This is a genomic window from Pseudoxanthomonas putridarboris, assembly GCF_038321125.1.
Classification (GTDB): Bacteria; Pseudomonadota; Gammaproteobacteria; order Xanthomonadales; family Xanthomonadaceae; genus Pseudoxanthomonas_A; species Pseudoxanthomonas_A putridarboris.
Genome location: NZ_JBBWWT010000003.1, coordinates 462,174 through 487,023 on the forward strand (window position 1 = coordinate 462,174; position 24,850 = coordinate 487,023).

Here is a 24,850-nt window from a genome sequence, read left to right on the forward strand (position 1 = left end):
GAAATCTTCAGGCGCGCATCGGGACCTGTCTGTTCGCCACCTGACGCGCGGCGGCGTGCTTGTCGTCGGGCAGACGGAATGGCCATCGGAGGCGCGGTGCGCCGGGGCGCACCCAACGCACGCACCTGCAGGGGATCGGGCAGGCCGGGAGTTCCGGCCTGCCCTGCCGCATCAACCCTGCGACGCCAGTTGCGCCAGGCGTTGCACCGCGACCGAGGCGGTCGGGTAGTCCAGCGTCTTCTGCGCGGCCAGTTCGTTGAGCATGTTGAGCGTGAAGCGCAGGCTGCCGTCGTCGCGGCCCAGCCATGCCCCGACCTTGGCGTCGGCGTCGCCGCCGGGCATCGACAACACATGGCCGGTCAGCGTGCGCTGGTGGTTGGCCAGCTCGTCGCGCAGCACGCCACGGGCCACCGCATGCCAGCGGCCATCGACCTTCAGCGCCTCGATCTGGTCCTGCAGCCACGGCAGGTGCAGCGCTTCGCCCAGGCGATAGTGCGCCTTGGACACCTCCACCGGCTTGAGCTTGCGCGCGCGCGCCAGTTCGATGATGTCGCAGGACGGCTCGAGGTACGGCAATGCCGCCAGTTGGCCGGCCAGTCCCTCCGGCACTCCCTTCTCGCCCCACTCCCGCAAGCTGGCGTTGTAGGCCGGGCGCAGCGAGTCCGGCAGCACGCCATCGGCGGCACGGATCTCGTTGAAGCCGTCGCGGTAGCGCTCAACCGCGATGGCGATCCCCGGAATGGCGCCCTGGCGCGTCAGCAGCCAGCGCGTCATGCCGCGCTGCACGTGCCAGATGACCTGCAGGGCATCGATCTGCACCGACTCCGGCACTTTGCCGTCCAGCGCATCGATCTGGTTCCACAGCGCGCGCGCGTCCAGCGTTTCGCGGGTGATGGTGAAGGCCTTGGCCACCTCCGCCGTCGTGCGGCCGGTGTCTTCCTGCATGCGCAGCAGGAAGGTGGCGCCCATCCGGTTGATGGTGGTGTTGGTGACCGCGGTGGCGATGATCTCGCGCTTCAGGCGGTGCCTCTCCATCTCCGCCGCGTACTTCTTCTGCAGCGGCTGCGGGAAGTAGCGCTGCAGTTCCCTGGACAGGTACGGATCCTCGGGGATGTCCGATTCCAGCAGTTGCTGGAAGGCGACCAGCTTGGAGTAGGACAGCAGCACCGACAGTTCCGGGCGGGTCATGCCCTGCCCGCGCGCCTTGCGTTCGGCCAGTTCGGCGTCCGAAGGCAGGTACTCGATCTGGCGGTCCAGCAGGCCCTGCGATTCCAGCGTCTGGATGAAGTGCTGCTTGGAACCCAGCCGTGCCACGCTCATCCGTTCCATCAGGCTGATGGCCTGGTTCTGGCGGTAGTTGTCCCACAGCACCAGGTCGGCCACTTCGCCGGTCATGTCGGCCAGCAGCTTGTTGCGGGCGTCCATCGACAGCTTCTTCGCCTGCACCACGCCGTTGAGCAGGATCTTGATGTTCACCTCGTGGTCGGAGGTGTCCACGCCGGCGGAGTTGTCGATGAAGTCGGTGTTGAGCAGCACGCCGTGCTGGGCCGCCTCGATGCGGCCCAACTGGGTCAGGCCCAGGTTGCCGCCCTCGCCCACCACCTTGCAGCGCAAGTCGCGGCCGTCCACGCGCAGGCCGTTGTTGGCGCGGTCGCCCACGTCGGCGTGCGTCTCGCTGGCGGCCTTGACGTAGGTGCCGATGCCGCCGTTCCACAGCAGGTCCACCGGCGACTTCAGGATCGCGCTCATCAACGCGTTGGGCGTCAACGACTTCACGCCGTCGGCGATGCCCAGCGCCGCGCGCACTTCCGGGGTGATGTCGATGGACTTGGCCGAACGCGGATGGATGCCGCCCCCCTTGGAGATCAGTTTCGCATCGTAGTCGGCCCAGCTGGAGCGCGGCAGCTTGAACACGCGGTCGCGTTCCTCGAACGAGCGCGCCGCATCCGGGTTCGGGTCCAGGAAGATGTGGCGGTGGTCGAACGCGGCCACCAGGCGGATGTGCTCGGACAACAGCATGCCGTTGCCGAACACGTCGCCGGACATGTCGCCGATGCCGACGCAGGTGAAGTCCTGCGTCTGGCTGTCGCGGCCCAGCGCGCGGAAATGGCGCTTGACCGACTCCCACGCGCCGCGCGCGGTGATGCCCATGCCCTTGTGGTCGTAGCCCACCGAACCGCCGGAGGCGAACGCATCGCCCAGCCAGAAGCCGTGCGCGATGGCCAGCCCGTTGGCGATGTCGGAGAACGTGGCCGTGCCCTTGTCGGCGGCGACCACCAGGTAGGGGTCGTCCGTATCGTGGCGCACCACGCCCAGCGGCGGCACGATCCTGCCGCCGACGATGTTGTCGGTGATGTCCAGCAGGCCCTGGATGAACATCTTGTAGCAGGCGATGCCTTCGGCCAGCACCGCGTCGCGGTCGCCGCCGGCCGGCGGGCGCTTGACGAAGAAGCCGCCCTTGGCGCCGACCGGCACGATCACGGTGTTCTTGACCATCTGCGCCTTGACCAGGCCCAGCACCTCGGTGCGGAAATCCTCGCGGCGGTCGGACCAGCGCAGGCCGCCGCGCGCCACCGGGCCGAAGCGCAGGTGCACGCCTTCCACCCGCGGGCCGTACACGAAGATCTCGCGGTACGGGCGCGGCTTGGGCAGGTCGGGCACCTTGGCCGAATCGAACTTGAAGCTGATCGTGTGCGCCGGCTGGCCGTCCTTGCCCACCTGGTAGAAGCTGGTGCGCAGGGTGGCCTCGATGGCGCCCATGAAACCGCGCAGGATGCGGTCCTCGTCCAGGCTGGACACGCGGTCCATCAGCTTCACCAGCGTCTGGTGCGCCGATTCGGCCTGCTGCTGGCGGTCGCCGGCGCGCGCGTCGACCAGCGCCTGCAACGCCTTGGCCGTGGCCTCGTCGTCGCCGGCCAGCGCCTTCAGCTGCGCGGCGAAGCGCGCCTGGCCTTCCTTGACCTGGGCCTTGCTCTCGCCGCCGATGGCCGGATCGAAGCGGGCCTCGAACAGCTCCACCAGCAGGCGCGCCAGCAGCGGATAGCGGTTGAGCGTTTCCTCCACGTAGCTCTGCGAGAACGGCACGCCGGTCTGCAGCAGGTACTTGCAATAGCCGCGCAGCAGCGCGACCTGCCGCCAGGCCAGGCCCGCGCCCAGCACCAGTTTGTTGAAACCGTCGTTCTCGGCATCGCCGCGCCACACGCGGGCGAAGGCGTCCTCGAAGGCCGGCGCCAGCCGTTCCACGTCGAACGCGCCATGCAGCGGCTCGACCTCGAACTCCTGGATGTAGCGCGCGCCCTGCGCGGTCTCCAACCGGAACGGGTGCTCCGAGATCACCCGCAGGCCCATGTTCTCCATCAGCGGCAAGGCGTCGGAGAGCGGGATGTCGTTTTCCTGGCGATACAGGTTCAGGCGCAGGCGGCCCTGGCCAGGGCGCTTGCGGCGGGACTCGTGCAGGCTCAGGCGCAGGTCGTCCGGACCTGACAAAGCAGCCAGGTGCTCGACATCGCGGGCGGCGCCTTCGGGCGACACCACTTCGATGTAACCCGCCGGCAACGCGCGGCCGAAGCCGCCGGCCAGCAGCAGGCCGGCCGATTCGCCGTGACGCGCGATCAGCCTCTCGCGCAGGTCGTCCTGCCAGTTGCGCAGCAAGTGGGCGATGTCGGCTTCCAGCGCGGCGGTGTCCACTTCGACCTGTTCGCCGGCCTTCGGGCGGATGGTCAGGTGCAGCTGCGCCAGCGGCGATTCGCCCAGCTGGACCGAACTGTCCACGTATTCGCCCCGCATCGCGTCCTTCAGCAGCGACTCGATGCGCAGCCGGACGTCCGTGTTGAAGCGTTCGCGCGGGATGTACACCAGCGCCGAGTAGAAGCGCCCGTAACGGTCGCGGCGCAGGAACAGCTTGCTGCGCACGCGCTCCTGCAGGCCCAGGATGCCCATCGCGGTGCGGTACAGTTCTTCGTCGCTGGACTGGAACAGTTCCTCGCGCGGCAGCGTTTCCAGGATGTGGCGCAGCGCCTTGCCGCTGTGGCTGCCGGGCGACAGGCCGGACTTCTGCATGACGTAGTCGTGGCGCTCGCGCACCAGCGGGATTTCCCACGGGCGGCGGTTGTAGGCGCTGGAGGTGTACAGGCCGATGAAACGCTGCTCGGCCACCGGCTTGCCCTGTGCGTCGAACTCCAGCACGCCGATGTAGTCCATGTTGCCCGGGCGGTGCACGCTGGAGCGGCGGTTGGTCTTGGTCAGGATCAGGGCATCCACCGAACCGCCCTGCGGCAGGTAGTGCGCGGCCAGCGTGTTGACGTTGCGCGGCGGCGTGGTGTCGCCATGGCGCAGCAGGCCCAGGCCGCTGTCCTCGACGGCGGCCAGGATGCCGGTGCGCTTCTCGACGCGGTACTCGCGGTAGCCGAAGAAGGTGAAATGATCGGCGGCGGCCCAGCGCAGGAACTCCTGCGCCTCGCGACGGCCGTCGTCGCCGACCGGCATGCGGCGGGTGGCCAGGTCGTCGGCCAGCACCAGCATCTTCTCCCGCATCGCGCTCCAGTCGCGGACGATGGCGCGCACTTCGTCCAGCACGCCGCGGATGCGCCGCTCGATGGCGCCCATTTCCTCGGCCGGCTGGCGGTCGATTTCGAGCAGCATCAGCGACTCGGGCTTGCCCTCGCCCACTGCGTTGACCTTGCCGGACTTGTCGCGGGTGAAGCGGACCAGCGGATGGCCCAGCACATGCACGCCCACGCCCATCTCGGCCAGCGCCATGCTGACCGAATCGACCAGGAACGGCATGTCGTCGTTGACGATCTGCAGCACGGTATGCGGCGATTCCCAGCCGTGCGTCCCGGTGGTGGCGTTGAACACGCGCACGTTGGCGGTCCCCGCCTTGCGCGTACGCGCGAACTCCAGCATGTGCAGCGCGATGGCGGCCCACGCATCGGCACCGTGGTGCGGATACTCGTCCTCCTCCATGCGCTTGTAGAACGCCTCGGCGAAGGCCTGCGCTTCGCCCTGCTGCGATTTGCCGGATACGCGCTTGCGGATGGCCGCGAGGATGGGTTCCAGAGAGAACGCCTGCATCGTGCCGCCTGCGGCCCTGGCCGCGCTGGTCTCCGGTCGGGCGGCCACCTTCCGGGCGGGCGTCCTGCCGGGCGCGGCCGACCTGGCGGCGGTCTTCCCGGATTCCGGTTTCGGCTTCTGTTTCGAGGCTTTCTTGGGGCTGCGCGCAGCGTTCATGCAGGAAGTGGCTCAACGATTGGTAGTCGAATGGTTATTGTATCCCCGGGCATGATGACAACACGTGCTGCGAGGCGTCATAAGAATGGCTTGCAAATGCCGGCGCGATTGATTAGTGCGCTTGTCGGCGGCATGCCTGTGGACCTCCGTCGCGTTTCCCTGCCTTTGCCATCGCATGCCGCACTCACGCCTCCACCATCCGCCGGCGGATGGAGGAGGCGGGTCGCCCTCACGCGGTTTTCACCACCCGCCCCGCGGCTTTGTCCACAGAATCGCGCCGACATCAAGCCTGTTCAAATTCTGAACTGGACGGTATAGTCCAGCGCCAATGAAGACCCCCCCTTCCCTGCCGGCGGCGGAACAGCGGCGCATGCGCGTGCGTGCCGCCGTGCGCGAACTGCTGGCCGAGCAGGGTTTCCGCGTCAGCATGGACGACGTGGCCGCTCGCGTGGGTTGCTCCAAACAGACGCTTTACTCGCAGTTCGGCAACAAGCAGGAGCTGATGCGCAGCGTAATCAGCGAGCACCTCGACCTGGCCACGGCCCGGCTGGACCCGGTCGCGGAAGACCCCCGCGCGACGCTGCTGGCCTTCGCCCGCCAGCACCTGGAGCACCTGTGCGATCCCACCGTGGTGGCCGCCAGCCAGTTGTTGACCGCGGAAGCGCATCAATTTCCCCTCGAAGCACAAGCGCTTTACCGCGAGGGCTGCGATACTCTCCAGCAGCGTCTGGCCGCCTGGCTGCAACATGCGATGGACCAGGGACGGCTGAGGCATGACGAACCGCACTACGCCGCCGAGCTGCTGTTGAGCATGATGGTCGGGCTCGACTTCGAGAGGCAGAGGTTCGGGGTCCCCCACCGCGCGGGCGACAAGGCGCGCCAGCGGTGGGCCGAATTCGCGGTGGACACGTTCCTGCGCGCCTTCTCACCCGATGCGAACGCCACCGGCGATGCTCGTCCCATCCCACCGGGCATCCCGGGCCGGCGCATCCGCAACAGGCGTCCTCTTCCCAAGACTTCAAAAAACAGAAACGGAGCTTCCCCATGACGTCCCCCGTCCGCCCCCTCGTCCTCGTCCTCGCCAACGCGCTGCTGGTGGTGCTGGCCGCGTGCAGCCAGCAGGAACAGCCGCAGATGCCCACGCCCGAAGTCGGCGTGATCAAGGCCACCCCGCAGAGCGTGCCGCTGCAGCGCGACCTGGTGGGCCGCCTGTCCGCCTACCGCAGTTCGGACGTGCGCGCCCGCGTGCCGGGCGTGCTGGTCAAGCGCGTCTACCAGGAAGGCAGCGACGTGAAGGAAGGCCAGGTGCTGTTCCAGATCGACCCGGCCCCGCTGCAGGCCTCGTTGAGCGCGGCCCAGGCCAACCTGGCGTCGGCCCAGGCCACCTACGCCAACGCCAAGATAGCGGCCGACCGCGCGCGCCAGCTGGCGCCGCAGAATTTCGTCTCCAAGTCCGACGTGGACAACGCCGAGGCCGCCGAACGCAGCGCCGCCGCCGCCGTGCAGCAGGCACAGGCCAACGTGTCCACCGCCCGCATCAACCTGGGCTACGCCAACGTCGTCGCCCCCATCTCGGGCCGCGCGGGCAAGCAGCAGGTCACCGAGGGTGCGCTGGTCGGCCAGGGCGACGCCACGCTGCTGACCACGGTGGACCAGATCGATCCGCTGTACGTCAATTTCTCGCTGGGCATCAACGAGCTGGAAGCCCTGCAGACCGCGCAGCGCGACGGCAGCCTGCAATTGACCGGCGCCGGCGAGGCCAAGGTGCAGGTGCTGCTGTCCAACGGCAGCGTCTACGGCGAGGAAGGCCTGCTGGACTTCTCCGACACGGTGGTCGACCCGGCCACCGGCGCGGTGTCGCTGCGGGCGCGCATTCCCAACCCGCAGAAGACGCTGCTGCCGGGCATGTTCGTGACGCTGAAGGCCACGCTGGGCGAACGCAAGAACGCCTACGTGATCCCGCAGGACGCCGTGCTGCGCGACGCCTCCGGCGCCTACGTGCTGGTGGTGGGCGCCGACGGCAAGGTCGCGCGCAAGCAGGTGACGGCGGAAAACCCGCGTGAAGGCCAGTGGGTCATCACCTCCGGACTGGCCGCCAACGACCAGGTCATCGTGTCCGGCGTGCAGAAGGTGCAGCCCGGCGCCCCGGCCACGGCCACGCCGTGGAAGCCTGCCGAGCCTGCCGACCAGCAACCCGCCGCCGACGCGCCGCAGCAGTAAGGGACTGCCCCCATGCCCAAATTCTTCATCGACAAACCCATCTTCGCCTGGGTGGTGGCGATCCTGATCTCGCTCGGCGGCGTGATCGCGATCTTCAACCTGGGCGTCGAGTCGTACCCCAACATCGCCCCGCCGCAGGTGGTGGTCAACGCCAGCTACCCCGGCGCCAGCGCGGAGACCACCGAACAGGCGGTCACGCAGATCATCGAGCAGCAGCTCACCGGCATCGACAACCTGCTGTATTTCAGCTCCTCGTCCAATGCCAGCGGCGGCTCCAGCATCACCCTGACCTTCCAGACCGGCACCGACCCGGACATCGCCCAGGTGCAGGTGCAGAACAAGGTGGCGCTGGCCGAACCCCGCCTGCCCACCGAAGTGGTGCAGCAGGGCGTGGTGGTGGCCAAGGCCAACGCCGGCTTCCTGATGGTGGCCGCGCTGCGCTCGGAGAATCCGGCCGTGGGCCGCGAGCAGCTCAACGACATCGTCGGCTCGCGCGTGCTCGACCAGGTTTCGCGCATCCCCGGCGTGGGCAGCACGCAGCAGTTCGGCAGCGAATACGCTATGCGCATCTGGCTGGACCCGAACAAGCTGCAGGGCTTCGGCATGTCCACCAGCGAAGTGCTGGCGGCCATCCGCGGCCAAAACGTGCAGTTCGCCGCCGGCTCCATCGGCACCGATCCCGCGCCGGAAGGCCAGGGCTTCACCGCCACGGTCACCACCGAGGGCCGCTTCACCTCGCCCGAGCAGTTCGAGGACATCATCCTTCGCGCCAACAGCGACGGCACCACTGTACGCCTGAAGGATGTCGCGCGCGTCGCCATCGGCGCCACCGCCTACGGTTTCGAGACGCAATGGAACGGCGCCCCCACCGCGGCCTTCGCGGTGCAGTTGCTGCCCGGCGCCAACGCCTTGAACGTGGCCGGCGCCGTGCGCGCCAAGATGGACGAGCTGCAGCCCAGCTTCCCGCAGGGCGTGCAGTGGTTCTCGCCGTACGACAGCACGACCTTCGTGCGCATCTCGATCGAGGAAGTGGTCAAGACGCTGATCGAGGCGGTGGTGCTGGTGTTCCTGGTGATGCTGATCTTCCTGCAGAACCTGCGCGCCACCATCATCCCCACCCTGGTCATCCCGGTCGCCCTGCTGGGTACCTTCCTGGGCATGACGGTGATCGGCTTCACCATCAACCAGCTGACGCTGTTCGGCATGGTGCTGGCGATCGGCATCGTGGTGGACGATGCCATCGTGGTGATCGAGAACGTCGAGCGCATCATGACCGAGGAGGGGCTGCCGCCGAAGGAAGCCACCCGCAAGGCCATGGACCAGATCACCGGCGCGGTGATCGCGATCACCGTGGTGCTGTCGGCGGTGTTCATCCCGTCGGCGCTGCAAGGCGGTTCGGCCGGCGAGATCTACAAGCAGTTCGCGCTGACCATCGCCATCGCGATGGTATTCTCGGCGTTCCTGGCGCTGGGCTTCACGCCCGCGTTGTGCGCCACCCTGCTCAAGCCCACCCATGGCGAGGGCAAGCGGCCCAACATCGTCTTCCGCGTCTTCAACAAGTACTACGACAAGATCTCGCACACCTACGTGGGCCATATCGGCAGCGCGGTGAAGCACGCCCCGCGCTGGATGATGGTGTTCGCGGCCCTGACGCTGCTGTGCGGCTTCCTGTTCACCCGCATGCCGGGCAGCTTCCTGCCGGAAGAGGACCAGGGCTATGCGCTGGCCATCGTGCAGTTGCCGCCGGGCGCCTCGATGGAGCGCACCAGCCGGGTCTTCACCCAGATACGCGGCATCCTGGAGAACATGGAAGGCTTCGACGGCATGATGCAGGTCACCGGCTTCAGCTTCGTCGGCCAGGGCGAGAACGTCGGCATGGCCTTCATCCGGCTCAAGCCGTGGGACGAGCGCAAGGTCGATGCGGCCAGCTTCATCCAGCAAGCCAACGGTGCGCTGTTCGGCATCAAGGAAGCCGGCATCTTCGTGGTCAACCTGCCCACGGTGAACGGCCTGGGCCAGTTCGGCGGCTTCGACATGTACCTGCAGGACCGCACCGGCCAGGGCCATGAAGCCCTCACCCAGGCGCGCAACATCCTGCTGGGCAAGGCGGCCGAGAAGCAGGACCTGCTGACCGGCGTGCGCCCGAACAGCCTGGAGGACGCGCCGCAGCTGAAGCTGCACGTGGACCGCGTGCAGGCGCAGGCGATGGGGCTGTCGGTGTCCGACATCTACAGCGCGATCGGCCTGATGCTGGCGCCGGTGTACGTGAACGACTTCTTCTACGAAGGCCGCATCAAGCGCGTGACCATGCAGGCCGATGCGCCCTTCCGCATGAGTCCGGACTCGCTGGGCAACTTCTACACGCCCAGCAGCCTGCAGAACGGCGCGATGATCCCGCTGACCAACGTGGTGAAGCCCGAATGGATCACCAACTCGCCGTCGCTGACCCGCTACAACGGCTACGCCTCCATCAATATCGTGGGCTCGCAGGCGCCCGGCCGCAGTTCCGGCGAGGCGATGAAGGCGATGGAGGACATCGTGGCCAACGACCTGCCGGCAGGCTTCGGCTACGACTGGACCGGCCTGTCGTACCAGGAAATCCTGGCCGGCAACACGGCCACGCTGCTGCTGGTGCTGTCCATCGTGGTGGTGTTCCTGTGCCTGGCCGCGCTGTACGAAAGCTGGTCGATCCCGGTATCGGTGCTGCTGGTGGTGCCGCTGGGCGTGCTGGGCGCCATCGTGTTCGCGATGCTGCGCGGCCTGCCCAACGACATCTTCTTCAAGATCGGCCTGATCACCATCATCGGCCTGGCCGCGAAGAACGCGATCCTGATCGTGGAGTTCGCGGTGGAACAGCGCCGCGAAGGCAAGACCCTGCGCGACGCGGTGGTGGAGGCTTCGCGCCTGCGCTTCCGCCCGATCCTGATGACGTCGTTCGCCTTCATCATGGGCGTGCTGCCGATGGCCATCTCCACCGGCGCCGGCGCCAACGCCCGCCACGCCATCGGTACCGGCGTGATCGGCGGCATGGTGTTCGCCACGTTCCTGGGCCTGCTGCTGATCCCGGTGTTCTTCGTCGCGGTCCGCCGCATGCTGGGCGACAAGATGGACGAGCCGTCCCGGGAATACCTGGAAGAGCACAACAAACCGCCGTCGCGCTGATTCGGCGCAGACGGTTGCAGGATGGAAAAACCCCGGCCATGCCGGGGTTTTTCTTTGCGCACCGCGACGCGCCATGCGCATGTCGCCCCGATCCATGTAGGAGGGGCTTCAGCCCCGACAGCGGGTTGTTGCCAAAGTCGGGGCTGAAGCTCCTCCTACAGGATTATTTCCAGGATCATTTCGGCGCGTTACCCGCCGGCGCCACGTAAGCCCTGCGCGCGGCCTTGACCGCCTCGTGGTGGTCCGCCGCCCATTGCGCCAGCATCTCCACGCGCTCGAAGAACGACTCCCCCATCGCCGTCAGCGCGTAGTCCACGCGCGGCGGCACGGTGGGGAACACCTCGCGGCGCACCAGCCCGTCCTGCTCCAGGTGGCGCAGTGTCTGCGCCAGCATGCGCGGCGAGATGTCGGCGATGCGCTTGCGCAGTTCGGAAAAGCGCAGCGTGCCGGTCGCCAGTTCGTGCAGCACTAGCACCGTCCAGCGGTCGCCCAGCCGATCCAGCACGTCGCGGATGGGGCAGTTCTCGGTGATGATGAAGGACTGGCGGTGCAGCGTCATGGCCTGGCTCCGGCGAGGTCGGTTACCGCGTGGTAACCGGGTTACTTCAAGCTCCCTGCTTGCGGGGCCGGGAGGCCTTACTACCATATCGTAACCAACATCCTTTCGATAACCGACTACAGGAGTCGCCATGAACGCCCCCACCCCCACCCTGCTGGTCACCGGCGCCGCCGGCCACCTGGGTCGCGCCACCCTCGCCCATCTGCTGGATACGCTGGAGATTCCGGCCGACCGCGTCATCGCGACCACCCGCAAGCCGGAGACGCTGGCCGACCTCGCCGCGCGCGGCGTGACCGTGCGCGGCGCCGACTTCGACGATCCCGCGTCGCTGCCGGCCGCGTTCGCCGGCGCCGGCCGCCTGCTGCTGGTCAGTACCGACGCGCTGCTGGAGCCGGGCAAGCGCCTGGCCCAGCACCGCAACGCCGTGGACGCGGCGGTGAAGGCCGGCGTGGAGCACGTGGTCTACACCTCGCTGCCGTCGCCGGAGACCTCGCATGTGTCGTTCGCGCCCGACCACCTGGGCACGGAACAGGCGCTCGCCGCCTCGCCGCTGGGCTGGACCGTGCTGCGCAACGCCTGGTACTTCGAGAACCTGGCCTACGCGGTGCCTGGCGCACTCGCGAGCGGCCAGTGGTTCTCGGCGGCCGGCGAAGGCGGCATCGCCTACATCGCGCGCGACGACCTGGCGCGCGCCGCCGCCGTGGCGCTCGCGGCCGGCGACAACGGCAACCGCACGCTGACGCTGACGGGCGCGCAGGCGTTGACGGCCCGCCAGGTCGCCGCGCGCATCGGCGTGCTCGCCGGCAAGCCGCTGGAGGTGGTGGACGTGGATATCGCGCAACTGATCGAAGGTCTGCTGGCGCATGGCTTCCCGCCGGCGCTGGCCGACGTGTTCGCATCGTTCGATGCCGCCACCGCCGCAGGCGACCTGGGCGAAGTCACCGACGACTACACGCGATTGACCGGAAAGGTCCCGCAGTCGTTCGAGACATGGCTGGCCGACAACGCGAGCACCCTGATCGGCGGCTGAGAAAGCGGAAACCCCGGCCAAGGCCGGGGTTTCGTCGTGCGGAATATCGGATTGCGCCGTCCTTACGCCTGCGTCGCCTTCCGGCTGGCGATCCACTGGTCCACGCGCTTCTCCAGCAGGGTCAGCGGCAGCGCGCCGCCTCCCAGCACCGCATCGTGGAACCCCTTGATGTCGAACTTGTCGCCCAGTTCGGTTTCCGCCTTCCTGCGCAGTTCCTGGATGCGGATCATGCCGACTTTGTAGGCCGTGGCCTGGCCGGGCATGATCAGGTAGCGCTGCACTTCCGACTTGATGGCCGCCAGCGGCACCGCGCTGTTGGCGTCGAAGTACTCCACCGCCTGCTGTTCGGTCCAGCCCTTGGCGTGCAGGCCGGTGTCCACCACCAGGCGGATCGCGCGCCACATCTCCGAACTCAGGCGGCCGAACTCCGAATACGGATCCTGGTAGGTGTTCGGCATTTCCTTGGCCAGCCATTCCGCATACAGCCCCCAGCCTTCCTGGTACGCGGTGAAACCGGCCTGCGTGCGGAACTTGGGCACGCCGGTGAGTTCCTGCGCGATGGAGATCTGCATGTGGTGGCCCGGCAGGCCTTCGTGGTAGGCGATCACTTCCAGCTCGGGCTTCGGCATCGCGTTCATGTCGGACAGGTGCGCGTAGTAGACGCCTGGACGCGAACCGTCGGGCGTGCCGGGGAAGTAATGCTGCGCGGCGCCGTCCTGCTCGCGGAAAGCCTCCACCCGCTTGACCACCAGGTCCGCCTTCGGCAGCAGGCCGAAGTAGTTCGGCAGTTCCTTCTTGATGTTGTCGATGGCCTGGGTGGCCTCGTCGATGTAGGCCTGCCGGCCGGCGTCGGTGTTGGGGAATTTGAAACGCGGGTCGCTGTCGATGAAGGCGAAGAAGGCGTCCAGGTCGCCCTCGAAGCCCACCTTGTCCTTCAACGCGGCCATCTCGCCCTTGATGCGCTCCACTTCCTTCAGGCCCAGCGCATGGACCTCCTCGGCCGTCATGCGGGTGGTGGTCATCTGGCGCAGCTGGTACTCGTAGTACGCCTTGCCGTTGGGATGGGTCGCGCCCACGCCGGTGGCGTTCACCGCCGCCTTGGGCAGCTCTTCCTCGCTCCAGGCGATGATGCGCTCGTAGGCCGGCTTGAACTGCTCGAGCAATGCCTTGCGCGCCTCTTCCTTCAAGGCGGCGGCGCGCGCGGCGTCGATCTTGCCGTTCTCCACCAGCGCATCGGCCTTGGCCTGCGCGTCGGCCCAGATGGCCGAATCCTTGCCCGCCGAGAACGGCGCGCCGCTGATGACCTTGCGCGACTGGTCGATGACGCCTTCGTAGGCGAACTTCGGCGGACGGATGCCCTGCCCGGCCGACGCGCGGGCGCGTTCCAGCAACTGGTCGAACGCGCGCCCGCTCGCATTCAGGCGCGCCACGTAGGCCGTGTAGTCCGATTCCTCGTCCACCTTGTGGAAGCTGATCATCACCGTGGGGAAGAAACTCTGCGCGCCGTTCATCTGGTCGAAGGCATAACCGTCGGCGATGAATGGCACGCCATCACGCGCGTTCTCGTACTGCAGCTTCCACAGGTCGTAGGAAAACTTTCCTTCGTCGCTGAGCTTGGCGTAGTCGAAGGCCGATTCCATCTCCTCGACGCTGGCCTTCTGCCAGGCGACCTGGTCCAGCTGCGCCTTTTCCGACAGATCGTCCAATTGGTCGTACTTGTCCTTGCGGCCCTGGAAGGTCAGCTGCAACGGACTGAACTGCAGTTGTTCCTCGTACTTCTTCTCGAACCATTGGTTCAGCCGTTCGGTTTCGGCGGCGATGTCGGCCTGCGAATAGGAAGCCGCAGGCGTCGCGGCCGTGCCGGCGTCCGGCGAAGCAGCGCGGTCGCAGGCAGCCAGGGCCAGTGCAAGGGCGCAGACGATCAGGGTTTTACGCATCGGGTTCTCCTGGAGGGACACGGAAGGCGGACTCCCGCATCACGGGACTCTAGCGGACCCGATGCCGGCCCGTCCCATTACTAAAGATGGGGGGACGCGGGATCGGAGGATCGAAGCCACCGGCGAGAACGGATTGCGCCAACGGCGTCACACCCCGCGATCCGGGCCACCACGGAAAGACCGGTTCGAAGTAGTCCCCTTGGACGGCAGCACCGTGCCCATCCCGGAACACAAGCTTCGCATCGCGCCGGGATCGCCGCGCCCGATACGGAAAACCCCGGTCGTGCCGGGGTTTTCCGTTGGCGCGCGCAGGCTCCATTTCCGCCTTTCGGCATCGCGGTCGCGACTGACGTCGCTCCTGCACGCTGCTTCTCAGCGCAGGCCGGTTTCGTTGCGGGCGATCACCAGGCGCTGGATCTCGCTGGTGCCTTCGTAGATCTCGGTGATCTTGGCGTCGCGGAAGTAACGCTCCAGCGGCATTTCCTTGGAATAGCCCATGCCGCCGTGGATCTGCACGGCCTGGTGGGTGATCCACATGGCCGCCTCGGAGGCGGTCAGCTTGGCGATGGCGGCCTCGTTGCTGAAGCGCTGGTCCTGGCCCTTCACCCACGCCGCGCGCAGGGTCAGCAGCGTGGCCGCGTCCAGCTTGCACTTCATGTCGGCGATCTTGGCCTGGGTCATCTGGAAGGTGCCGATGGGCGCGCCGAACGCCTTGCGTTCCTTCACGTAGGCGATCGTCGCCTCGTAGGCGGCACGGGCGATGCCGATGGCCTGCGAGGCGATGCCGATGCGGCCGGCGTCCAGCACGCCCATGGCGATCTTGAAGCCCTCGCCTTCCTGGCCCAGCACGTCCTCGGGAGCGACCACGTAGTCGGTGAACTCGATCTCGCAGGTGGCCGAGGCGCGGATGCCCAGCTTGGGTTCGGTCTTGCCGCGGTGGAAGCCCGGCTTGGCGGTGTCGACCAGGAACGCGGTGATGCCGCGCGCGCCCTTGTCCGGCTCGCTCATGGCGAACAGCACGATGTACTTGGCCACCGGGCCGGAGGTGATCCAGCTCTTCTTGCCGTTGACGACGAAGCTGCCATCGGCCTGCTTCACGGCGCGGCAGCGCATCGCGGTGGCATCGGAACCGGACTGCGGCTCGGTCAGCGCGAAGGCGCCGATCTCGGCCCCTTCGGCGATGGCGCGCACGTACTTCTGCTTCTGCGCCTCGGTGCCGAACTTCAGGATGCCGTTGCAGAACAGCGAGTTGTTCACCGACATGATGGTGGAATGCGCGGCGTCGCCGGCGGCGATTTCGATCATCGCCAGCACGTAGGCGATCGGGTCCATGCCGGCACCACCGTACTCGGCCGGCACCTCGATGCCCATCAAGCCGTTCTCGCCCAGCAGGCGGATGTTGTCCAGCGGGAACTCGCCCACCTTGTCGAAGTGCTCGGCGCTGGGCGCGATCTTTTCCTGCGCGATACGGCGCGCCACGTCCTGGATCATCAACTGCTCTTCGGTGAATGCGAAATCCACGGCTACCCCTCACATACCAATTGAAGCCGCCATTGTAGCGGGCGCACCGTGCGCAGGCGTATGCCGCTTGACCCGGCAGGACGCCGGCGGGACAATATCTCTATATCGCGATAGGAAGATATTTATGGATCTGGAAGCCTGGTCGGTCCGGCTGAAAGTCTTCGCCGACGCCACCCGCGTACGCCTGCTGGCCCTGCTGGAGCGCGAAGAGCTGACCGTGGCCGAGCTGTCGGCGATCACCCAGCTGGCCCAACCGCGCGTCTCCACCCACCTGGCCAAGCTGAAGGAGGCCGGGCTGGTGCGCGACCGCCGCGCGGGCGTGTCGGCCTATTACCGCTTCGACGAGGAGCAACTGGACGCGGTGCAGCGCGAGCTGTGGCGCAGCCTGAAGCAGGGCAGCGACGACCCGCTGCTGCGCCAGGACGCCGAGCGCGTGGCCGGCGTGCTGGCCAACCGCGCCGCCGACCAGAACTGGGCCGATGCCGTGGCCGGCGACATGGAGCGCCACTACTCGCCCGGCCGCACCTGGGAGGCCCTGGCCCGCACCGCCCTGCCGCTGCTGGAAACCGGCGACGTGCTGGACATCGCCTCCGGCGACGGCGTGCTGGCCGAACTGCTGTCGCCGCACGCCAGCCGCTACGTGTGCGTGGATACCAGCGCCCGCGTCGTGGCCGCCGCCGGCGAACGCCTGCGCCGCTTCCCCAACGTGGAAGTGCGCGAAGGCGACATGCACGCCCTGCCGTTCAAGGACAACAGCTTCGACCTGGTGGTGCTGATGCATGCGCTGACCTACTCGGCCAAGCCGGCACAGGCCGTCGCGGAAGCCGCCCGCGTGCTGCGCAAGGGCGGCCGCCTGCTGCTGAGCAGCCTGGCCAGGCACGAGCATCGTGCCGTGGTGGAAGCCTACGGACACGTCAACCTCGGTTTCACCGAAAAGGAACTGCGCAAGTTCGCCGAAAAGGCCGGCCTGGACATCGCCAACGCCGAAACCGTCACCCGCGAACGCCGCCCGCCCCACTTCGAAGTCATTTCGCTGACAGCGGTGAAAGAATGAATACCCTGCCCTGGTTGAACCCTGCCCGCGCAAAGGCGCTCCACGATGCGCTGGCTGCCCGCATCCTGATCATCGACGGCGCCATGGGCACCATGATCCAGCGCCATCGGCTGGAAGAAGCCGACTACCGGGGCGAGCGCTTCGCGGATGGCTACGACAGCCAGCATGTCCATGGCGAGAACTGCGGCCATGACCTGAAGGGCAACAACGACCTGCTGCTGCTCAGCAAGCCCGAAGTCATCGCCGACGTGCATACCGCCTATCTCGAAGCCGGCGCCGACCTGGTCGAAACCAATACCTTCAATGCCACCTCCGTCAGCCAGGCCGACTATCACCTGGAACACCTGGTCTACGAACTCAACAAGGCCGGGGCCGAAGTCGCCCGCCGCTGCTGCGATGCCGTGGAGGCCAGGACACCGGACAAGCCGCGCTTCGTGATCGGCGTGCTGGGCCCGACCAGCCGCACCGCCTCGATCAGCCCGGACGTCAACGATCCCGGCTTCCGCAACACCAGCTTCGACGAACTGCGCGCCACCTACCGCGAGGCCATCGAAGGCCTGATCGACGGTGGCGCGGACACGCTGATGGTGGAAACCATTTTCGACACGCTCAACGCCAAGGCGGCGCTGTATGCCATCGAGGAGGTGTTCGAAGTTCGCGGCGGACGTTTGCCGGTGATGATCTCCGGCACCATCACCGATGCCTCGGGCCGCACCCTGTCGGGACAGACCGCCGAGGCCTTCTACGCCTCGGTCGCGCATGGCCGCCCGCTGTCCGTGGGCCTGAACTGTGCGCTTGGCGCCAAGGACCTGCGTGAGCACGTGGAGACGCTGGCCACCGTCGCCGATGCCTACGTCAGTGCGCATCCCAACGCCGGCCTGCCCAATGCCTTCGGCGAATACGACGAGACGCCGGAAGAGATGGCCGCCACCTTGAAGGAATTCGCCCAGTCCGGCCTGCTCAACCTGGTCGGCGGCTGCTGCGGCACCACGCCGGCGCATATCCAGGCTATCGCCGAAGCGGTGCGCGGGATCGCGCCGCGGCGGTTCCCGCAGGCGCTGGAGCGGGCGGCATGACCAAGCGGTTCGTGAACACCCTTCCCCCGCATGCGGGGGAAGGTGCCCGAAGGGCGGATGAGGGCGAGCCGGGAACGTTGGCCCCCATCCGGCGCTTTGCGCCACCTTCCCCCGCAAGCGGGGGAAGGAAACGGAGACGCATCGCATGAGCGCGCATGCCCGCCAAACCCGCCTCTCCGGCCTGGAGCCACTGGTCATCACGCCGGACCTGTTGTTCGTCAACATCGGCGAGCGCACCAACGTCACCGGCAGCGCGCAGTTCCGCAAGCTGATCAAGGAAGAGCGCTACGAGGAAGCCGTCGAAGTGGCGCGCCAGCAGGTCGCCAACGGCGCGCAGATCCTCGACGTCAACATGGACGAGGGCCTGATCGATTCCGAGAAGGCGATGACCCGCTTCCTCAACCTGATCATGTCCGAGCCCGACATCGCCCGCATCCCGGTGATGGTGGACTCCTCCAAGTGGAGCGTGATCGAGGCCGGGCTCAAGTGCCTGCAAGGCAAGAGCGTGGTCAATTCGATCTCGCTGAAGGAAGGCGAAGCGGCCTTCGTCGAACACGCGCGCAAGGTGCTGCGCTACGGCGCCGCCGCGGTGGTGATGGCCTTCGACGAGGACGGCCAGGCCGACACCTGCGCGCGCAAGGTGGAGATCTGCACCCGCGCCTATCGCATCCTGACCGAACAGGTCGACTTCCTGCCGGAAGACATCATCTTCGACCCCAACATCTTCGCCGTCGCCACCGGCATCGAGGAGCACGACAACTACGCGGTGGACTTCATCGAAGCCACCCGCATCATCAAACAGACCCTGCCGCATTGCCATGTCTCCGGCGGCGTGTCGAACGTGTCGTTCTCGTTCCGCGGCAACGAGCCGGTGCGGCAGGCCATCCATTCGGTGTTCCTGTACCACGCCATCAAGGCCGGCATGGACATGGGCATCGTCAACGCCGGCGCCATGCCGATCTACGACGATCTGGAGCCGGAGCTGCGCGAGCGCGTCGAGGACGTGGTGCTCAACCGCCGCAAGGACGGCACCGAGCGGCTGCTGGAGATCGCCAACCGCTACAAGGGCAAGAAGGGCGAGGCCCAGGTCGAAAACCTGGCCTGGCGCGACAAGCCGGTGCGCGAGCGCCTGGCGCACGCGCTGGTGCACGGCATCGATGCCTTCGTGGAGGACGACACCGAGGAAGCCCGGCACCAGGCCACCCGGCCACTGGACGTGATCGAAGGTCCGTTGATGGACGGCATGAACGTGGTCGGCGACCTGTTCGGCGCCGGCAAGATGTTCCTGCCGCAGGTGGTCAAGTCCGCGCGCGTGATGAAGAAGGCCGTGGCCTACCTGCTGCCCTACATCGAGGCGGAGAAGCTGCGCACCGGCGACGTGGGCAAGTCGAACGGCAAGATCGTCATGGCCACGGTGAAGGGCGACGTGCACGACATCGGCAAGAACATCGTCGGCGTGGTGCTGGCTTGCAACAACTTCGACGTGGTGGACCTGGGCGTGATGGTGCCCACGCAGAAGATCCTGGATACCGCCCGCGCCGAGAACGCCGACCTGATCGGCCTGTCCGGCCTGATCACGCCGTCGCTGGAGGAAATGACCCACGTGGCGCGCGAGATGCAGCGCCAGGGCTTCTCCATGCCCCTGCTGATCGGCGGCGCCACCACCTCGCGCGCGCACACCGCGCTGAAGATCGATCCGCACTACGACGCGCCGACGGTATGGGTGAAGGACGCCTCGCGCGCCGTGGGCGTGGCGCAGTCGCTGATCTCGCGCGACATGCGCGAGGCCTTCGTCGCCGCCAACGACGCCGACTACGCCGAGATCCGCCAGCGCCACCGCAACCGTGGCGACGCCAAGCGGCTGGTGTCGCTGGAGAAGGCGCGCGGGCAGAAGTTCGACGGCGGCTGGGACGCCTACACCCCGCCCGTCCCGAACCGGCCCGGCATCACCGTGTTCGACGACTATCCGCTGGCCGAACTGGTGGACTGCATCGACTGGACGCCGTTTTTCCAGGCCTGGGAACTGGCCGGCAAGTACCCCGCCATCCTCACCGACGAAGTGGTCGGCACGCAGGCCAGCGAGCTGTACCGCGATGCGCGGGCGATGCTGGACCGGATCGTCGGCGAGAAGTGGCTGACCGCCAAGGCCGTGTTCGGGCTGTGGCCGGCGAACAGTGTGGGTGATGATGTCGTTGTAACCCTTCTCCCTTCGGGAGAAGGTGCCCGTAGGGCGGATGAGGGTACGGCGAAGTCGGCATCGCCCGAACCATCATCCTCTCACCGTACCCTCACCCCAACCCCTCTCCCGGAGGGAGAGGGGCTAAAAGCCACCCTGCACTTCCTCCGCCAGCAGGTCGACAAGCCCGCCGACCGGCCGGACTTCTGCCTGGCCGATTTCATCGCGCCGAAGGACTCGGGCAGGCAGGACTGGATCGGCGCGTTCGCGGTCACCGCCGGCATCGGCATCGACGAACATGTCGCCCGCTTCGAGGCCGATCACGACGACTACAACGCGATCCTGTTGAAGGCGCTGGCCGACCGCCTGGCCGAGGCGCTGGCCGAACGCCTGCACCAGCGCGTGCGCAAGGAGTTCTGGGGCTACGCCGCCGACGAATCGCTCGACAACGATGCGCTGATCGGCGAACAGTACCAAGGCATCCGCCCTGCCCCTGGCTATCCCGCCTGCCCCGAGCACAGCGAGAAGGGCACGCTGTTCCGCCTGCTCGACGCCGGCCGCAACGCCGGCATGACGCTGACCGAGAGCTTCGCCATGCTGCCCACGGCGGCGGTGTCCGGCTATTACTTCAGCCATCCGCAGAGCCAGTACTTCGTGGTCGGGCGGGTGTCGAAGGAACAGGCCGCCGACTATGCCAAGCGCAAGGGCGTGGAACTGGCGCAGGCGGAAAGATGGCTCGCCTCCAACCTGGACTACGATCCGGAATAGCCCGCAGGGTCGGGTCCCGCATCACCTCCCGAGTTCGTCGTCCCGGCGCAGGCCGGGACCCAGCGACTTTCCGCCATCCGGTGTCCCTGGTGTGTCCAAGGCACTGGGTCCCGGCCTGCGCCGGGACGACGGTGGATTATCGGTTCCGCGTCGACATTCGATACGAGTGCCCTAGAACGAAGCGCTGACCGTGAACATCACCTGGCGCGGCGCGCCCGCCAGCAGTGTGGCGTAGGTGCCGTCGGGGTCGGAGACCACGAAGCCGTTGGTGCCGACGGTCGCGAAATACTGTTTGTCGGTCAGGTTGGTCACGTGCAGCGCCAGTTGCAGCTCCTCGATCGCGCCGATGCTGCCGAAGTTCCATGAACCGCCCGCGTTGGCCAGCCAGAACGAGGGCACTTCGGCATCGTTGGAGTAGCTGTAGTAGCGCTTGCCGGTGTAGTTGGCGCCGAAGTCGAGTTCCAGCGGACCGCGCGTCCAGCTGAGCGAGGAGGAGAACATCTGCTTGGGCGTGTTGACGGTCTGCCTGCCCTCGATCTCGACCAGTTCGTCGCCGTTGAGGTAGTCGGAATCGTAGGTGGATTCGTTCCACGACAGCGTGTTGTGCCAGCGCAGGCCGTCCACCGGCATCCACACCAGGGTAGCCTCCGCGCCCTTGCTGGTGACCGAGCCCACGTTGGCGAAGGCCGACGGACAGCCCTGGATGCCCGAGCATTGCGCCACCGACAACAGGCGGTTGTCGAACTTGACGTGGTACAGCGCCAGCGCCGCCTGCAGGGTGTCGCCGGAATGGCGGAAACCGGCCTCGACCGTGCGGCTTTCCTCCGGTTGCAGCGAACCGATGAACGCGTCGAACGCCTCCTGGGTGGTGGCGAACGGGCCGGTGATGCCGGCCTGGAAGGCGGCCATGTTCTCGGCATAGGAGGCGAACAGTTCGTTGTTGCCGGCCAGCCGGAAGCTGGCGCCCAGTTGCGGCAGGAAGCTGTCCTTGGCGGTCAGGTCGCCTTCGGCGTAACGCGAGACGAAGGTGCCGGCCGGGATGCGCGATTCGATCTCCACCCGCGGGCTCTTGAAACCGATGTCCACCGCCAGGCGGTCGTCCAGCAGGCTGAGCGTGTCCTTCAGGTAGAACTGGCGGGTCTTGATGTCGAAATTCTGGTAGAACTGGCGGATGTCGGGACCGCGCAGGAAGAAGCCGTCGTCGATCGGGCCGTTGATGAAGTAGTAATTGCGCTGCACAGTGTGGCCGTTGTCCTCCAACCACAGGCCGCCCTCGATGCGGTGGTTGCCGAAGGTCCAGTCCAGCGCCGCGATCACGCCGCTGCGGTCGATGCCGTATTCGGTGGTGCGCAGCGAGATCGGCACGTCGGCCGAGGACGGCACGTACGGGGTGAACCAGTGACCCTGGCCGCGGTTGGTGTGGTGGTACAGCGTGGTGCGGAGGCGCACGTCCTCGGTCAGGCCGAAGTCGCCGGACAGGCCCAGCACGCCGTCGTCGCGCAGGCCGCGCGCATCGTAGTAGGCATCGTCCAGGTTGTTGACGCCGCCGCTGAAGATGCCGTTGGCGGCGTCCACGGCGCGCTGCCAGTCGGGACGGTAGTTGTCCCAGTCCCAGCCCAGGCGGCGCTGCGAATCCAGCGACAGGTCCTGGTAGTCGTTCTCGTTGCGGCGCGAGGTGGTGGCCAGCAGGCTGACGCGATGGTCGCCGAAATCGTAGACCGCCTTCAGGTCGACCTGGTCCTGCTTCTGCTCGCCGTCGCCCTTCCACTTGTCCATGCGCGAGGTGACGCCGGACAGGTACATGGCGAAACCGTTGTGGTCGCCGGTGTCCAGCCGCGCATAAGTGCGACGGGTGGAATCGCTGCCCACCGTCTGCGACAGCCTCACCCCGAACTCGGGCAGCGGATCGGCCGAGAAGAACTGGATGGTGCCGCCCAGGTTGCTGGTGGAAGCGGTGTTGACGCCGCCGATGCCCTCGGCCAGTTCGACGCCGGCCAGGTCTTCGGAAATCAGCGCGCGGCTGATGTGCAGGCCGTTGTTGTTGCCGTAGCTCATGTCGCCCAGCGGGATGCCGTCCAGGGTGAAGCCCAACTGGTTCTGGTTGAAGCCGCGCAGGCTGATGCGCGCCGACCATTCGTAGGCACCGAAGGCATCGGCGGACTGGAAGTTGACGCCCGGCAGGTCGGCCAGCAGCTTCAGCGGGCTGGTGCCCGGCGGCAGTGCGCGGATCTGTTCCGGCGCCAGGCGCTGCACCTGGCGGGTTTCGCCCAGGCCGATCACGGAAACGGTATCCAGCGTCTGCGCATCGGCGTCGGCCGCGCCGCCGTTGGGGCTGGCATTGTCCTGCGCGAATACGGCCGAGGCGTACAGCACGCCCATCACGGCCAGGGCCATGGTGCTCTTCTTGTGCATGTGGAGTTTCCCTAAAGGATGGGACCGCGGCAACGCTGCCGCGGTCCATCGAGGTGGAGGTGGGGGCGCAAGGCATGCGGGCGACCGCCGGCCAGCGCGGGCGCCATGGTGGTGAGCCCGCATGACAGCCGGATGGCGGCCGACTTACGTTTGCGAGACAGTCTTGTTGCAGCCGTGCCGCCGTTGGCACTTCTCAGGGCAGCAGGTCCTGCCCTTCCGCCTGCGGCAGTTCCACCCGCATCAGCCGCGCCAGCGTCGGCGCGATGTCGCGCATGTCGATCCCGCCCAGGTCGCGCCGCGGGATGCCCGGACCGGTCACCACGAAGACCGCATCCATCTCCCGCGACTCCGGCGAATAACCGTGCATGCCGCGATAACTGCTGTCGGCCAGCATTGGCGCCGCGGGATCGCGGCCGATCTGGAAGCCGGGCTTGAACAGCACCAGATGATCGGCCTGCGCGCCGCCCAACCGCACGATATCCTGCGCATCCAGGATGCGGTCGATGCCATTGGCCGGATCGCCGGCCAATTGCGCCAGCAGCGTCTGTACCTGTTGCCTCACGGCCTGGTCGGCCGGGTCGCGCAGTACCACCGCGGCACTGCCGGCCGCCGGCCACAGGGTCGCCTTCCAGCCGCTGACCTGGCGCTTCTCGTCCACGCTGATGAGGCCGGCCTGGATGAAAGCGCCGAACAGGTTGACATCGGTATGCAGCGGCACGAAACCGTGGTCCGAAACCAGCGCCACCACCGTCTGCGGATCGGTGCGGCGCAGCGACGCGATCAACTCACCGATGGCCGCGTCCAGCCGGCGTAGCGCGTCCAGCGCCTGCGGCGAGCCGGCGCCATGGCGATGCTCCTCATGGTCCAGTCCGGCGAAATAGACCGTCATGAAATCGGGACGTTGCCGCTCGAACAGGCGGGCGGCGAACCGCGCTCGACGCTCGTCCGCCTCCACGCTTTCGTCGATGCCGTCGGGGTATGGCCCCAGCGCGGCTTCCAGTTCCGGCAGCAGCCCGGGCGTGGCCAGCGCCGCCAACAGCTTGCGGTCGTCGGCCGTGCCCGTACGCCAGATCTGCGGCAGGTTGGCGTCCACCGCCGCCCCCACGCTGACCGGCCAGTGCACGCTGGCCGTGCGCAAGCCATGCTGGCGGGCGGCGTCCCACAGCGTGTCCACCTTGAAGTCGGCCGCGTACCAGTACCAGCCGACCTGGTTCTTGAACTCGGGATCGAACGTCAGGTTGCTGGCGATGCCGTGGCGCGCCGGCGAAACGCCGGTCAGCAGCGTCGCATGGCTGGGATAGGTCAGCGTGGGCATCACCCCGCGCACGCGCTGCGCGGTGCTGCCCTCGCCGGCCAATCGGCGCAGGTGCGGCAGTTCGGCGCGCGGTTGCGCGGTACCGTGCAGATCGTCCGGCCGCAGCCCGTCCACCGAGATCAGCACCAATGGCCGCGCCTGCGCCACCAACGCCATCGCGGCCAGCCACAGGCCAAGGCCGCATCGCCAGATCCACTTGCCGCGCATCGCACGTCCCGCCCAGGCCACCCAGCGTGGCCCTCGCATTGGAGACGCCGCCGATGAAAGCCGGATGACAGATCGCATGTGCATGGCGGATGCGCCGACACCGGGACCGAGCGCGCAGGGCGCCGGCTCCGATAGAATGCGCGCCTCCATGCACCGCCGCCGCCGACACACGCCACGCCTCTCC

Annotated in this window: 14 protein-coding genes; 8 read left to right on the forward strand and 6 right to left on the reverse strand. The window is 67.4% G+C overall.

What is annotated here, in order from left to right; genetic code table 11:
- Positions 1-171: 171 nt before the first annotated feature.
- A complete protein-coding gene (locus tag AAD027_RS09555) occupies positions 172-5,073 on the reverse strand; it encodes an NAD-glutamate dehydrogenase (RefSeq protein WP_341725785.1) in 4,902 nt (1,633 codons plus the stop codon).
- Position 5,074: 1 nt separating this feature from the next.
- Here AAD027_RS09555 and AAD027_RS09560 point away from each other — a divergent pair, with 1 nt between their 5' ends.
- The 4 genes from AAD027_RS09560 to AAD027_RS09575 all read left to right on the forward strand — a co-directional run bounded on the left by AAD027_RS09560 (position 5,075) and on the right by AAD027_RS09575 (position 10,611).
- A complete protein-coding gene (locus tag AAD027_RS09560; protein WP_341725786.1) occupies positions 5,075-5,284 on the forward strand; it encodes a hypothetical protein in 210 nt (69 codons plus the stop codon).
- A gap of 273 nt (positions 5,285-5,557) precedes the next feature.
- Complete coding sequence (locus tag AAD027_RS09565; RefSeq protein WP_425605423.1) at positions 5,558-6,277, forward strand: TetR/AcrR family transcriptional regulator; 720 nt, start codon at positions 5,558-5,560, stop codon at positions 6,275-6,277.
- Positions 6,274-7,449 (forward strand): efflux RND transporter periplasmic adaptor subunit, encoded by a 1,176-nt coding sequence (locus AAD027_RS09570; RefSeq protein ID WP_341725787.1) that lies wholly within the window; start codon positions 6,274-6,276, stop codon positions 7,447-7,449. Before AAD027_RS09565 ends, AAD027_RS09570 begins: the two co-directional genes overlap by 4 nt.
- 12 nt (positions 7,450-7,461) lie before the next feature.
- Positions 7,462-10,611, forward strand: a complete 3,150-nt coding sequence (locus tag AAD027_RS09575) for a multidrug efflux RND transporter permease subunit (RefSeq protein WP_341725788.1) — start codon at positions 7,462-7,464, stop codon at positions 10,609-10,611.
- Positions 10,612-10,786: 175 nt separating this feature from the next.
- Here the strand turns inward: AAD027_RS09575 and AAD027_RS09580 are convergent, their stop codons facing one another.
- Positions 10,787-11,170, reverse strand: coding sequence for a winged helix-turn-helix transcriptional regulator (locus AAD027_RS09580; protein ID WP_341725789.1), 384 nt, complete (start codon positions 11,168-11,170; stop codon positions 10,787-10,789).
- Positions 11,171-11,300: 130 nt separating this feature from the next.
- Here AAD027_RS09580 and AAD027_RS09585 point away from each other — a divergent pair, with 130 nt between their 5' ends.
- Positions 11,301-12,200 (forward strand): SDR family oxidoreductase, encoded by a 900-nt coding sequence (locus AAD027_RS09585; RefSeq protein WP_341725790.1) that lies wholly within the window; start codon positions 11,301-11,303, stop codon positions 12,198-12,200.
- 62 nt (positions 12,201-12,262) lie between these two features.
- Here AAD027_RS09585 and AAD027_RS09590 read toward each other — a convergent pair whose 3' ends face one another.
- Positions 12,263-14,137: a DUF885 domain-containing protein gene (locus tag AAD027_RS09590; protein WP_341725791.1), complete on the reverse strand. Its 1,875-nt coding sequence runs from the start codon at positions 14,135-14,137 to the stop codon at positions 12,263-12,265.
- 372 nt (positions 14,138-14,509) lie between these two features.
- Positions 14,510-15,658 carry an acyl-CoA dehydrogenase family protein gene (locus tag AAD027_RS09595; RefSeq protein ID WP_341725792.1) on the reverse strand — a complete coding sequence of 383 codons (1,149 nt, stop codon included), beginning with the start codon at positions 15,656-15,658 and terminating at the stop codon, positions 14,510-14,512.
- Between the two features lie 124 nt (positions 15,659-15,782).
- Here AAD027_RS09595 and AAD027_RS09600 point away from each other — a divergent pair, with 124 nt between their 5' ends.
- The 3 genes from AAD027_RS09600 (at position 15,783) to metH (ending at position 20,732) form a co-directional block, all read left to right on the forward strand.
- Positions 15,783-16,712: an ArsR/SmtB family transcription factor gene (locus tag AAD027_RS09600; RefSeq protein WP_341725793.1), complete on the forward strand. Its 930-nt coding sequence runs from the start codon at positions 15,783-15,785 to the stop codon at positions 16,710-16,712.
- Positions 16,709-17,788 (forward strand): homocysteine S-methyltransferase family protein, encoded by a 1,080-nt coding sequence (locus AAD027_RS09605; RefSeq protein WP_341725794.1) that lies wholly within the window; start codon positions 16,709-16,711, stop codon positions 17,786-17,788. The genes AAD027_RS09600 and AAD027_RS09605 overlap by 4 nt, the downstream gene beginning before the upstream one ends.
- Positions 17,789-17,933: 145 nt before the next feature.
- On the forward strand, positions 17,934-20,732 hold the full coding sequence (gene metH, locus AAD027_RS09610) for a methionine synthase (RefSeq protein WP_425605424.1): 2,799 nt from the start codon (positions 17,934-17,936) through the stop codon (positions 20,730-20,732).
- A 171-nt stretch (positions 20,733-20,903) separates the two neighbouring features.
- Here the strand turns inward: metH and AAD027_RS09615 are convergent, their stop codons facing one another.
- The gene (locus AAD027_RS09615; protein WP_341725795.1) at positions 20,904-23,144 is read right to left on the reverse strand and encodes a TonB-dependent receptor; all 2,241 of its coding nucleotides are present in this window, start codon (positions 23,142-23,144) and stop codon (positions 20,904-20,906) included.
- A 193-nt stretch (positions 23,145-23,337) separates the two neighbouring features.
- On the reverse strand, positions 23,338-24,705 hold the full coding sequence (locus AAD027_RS09620; protein WP_341725796.1) for an alkaline phosphatase family protein: 1,368 nt from the start codon (positions 24,703-24,705) through the stop codon (positions 23,338-23,340).
- Between the last annotated feature and the right edge of the window lie 145 nt (positions 24,706-24,850).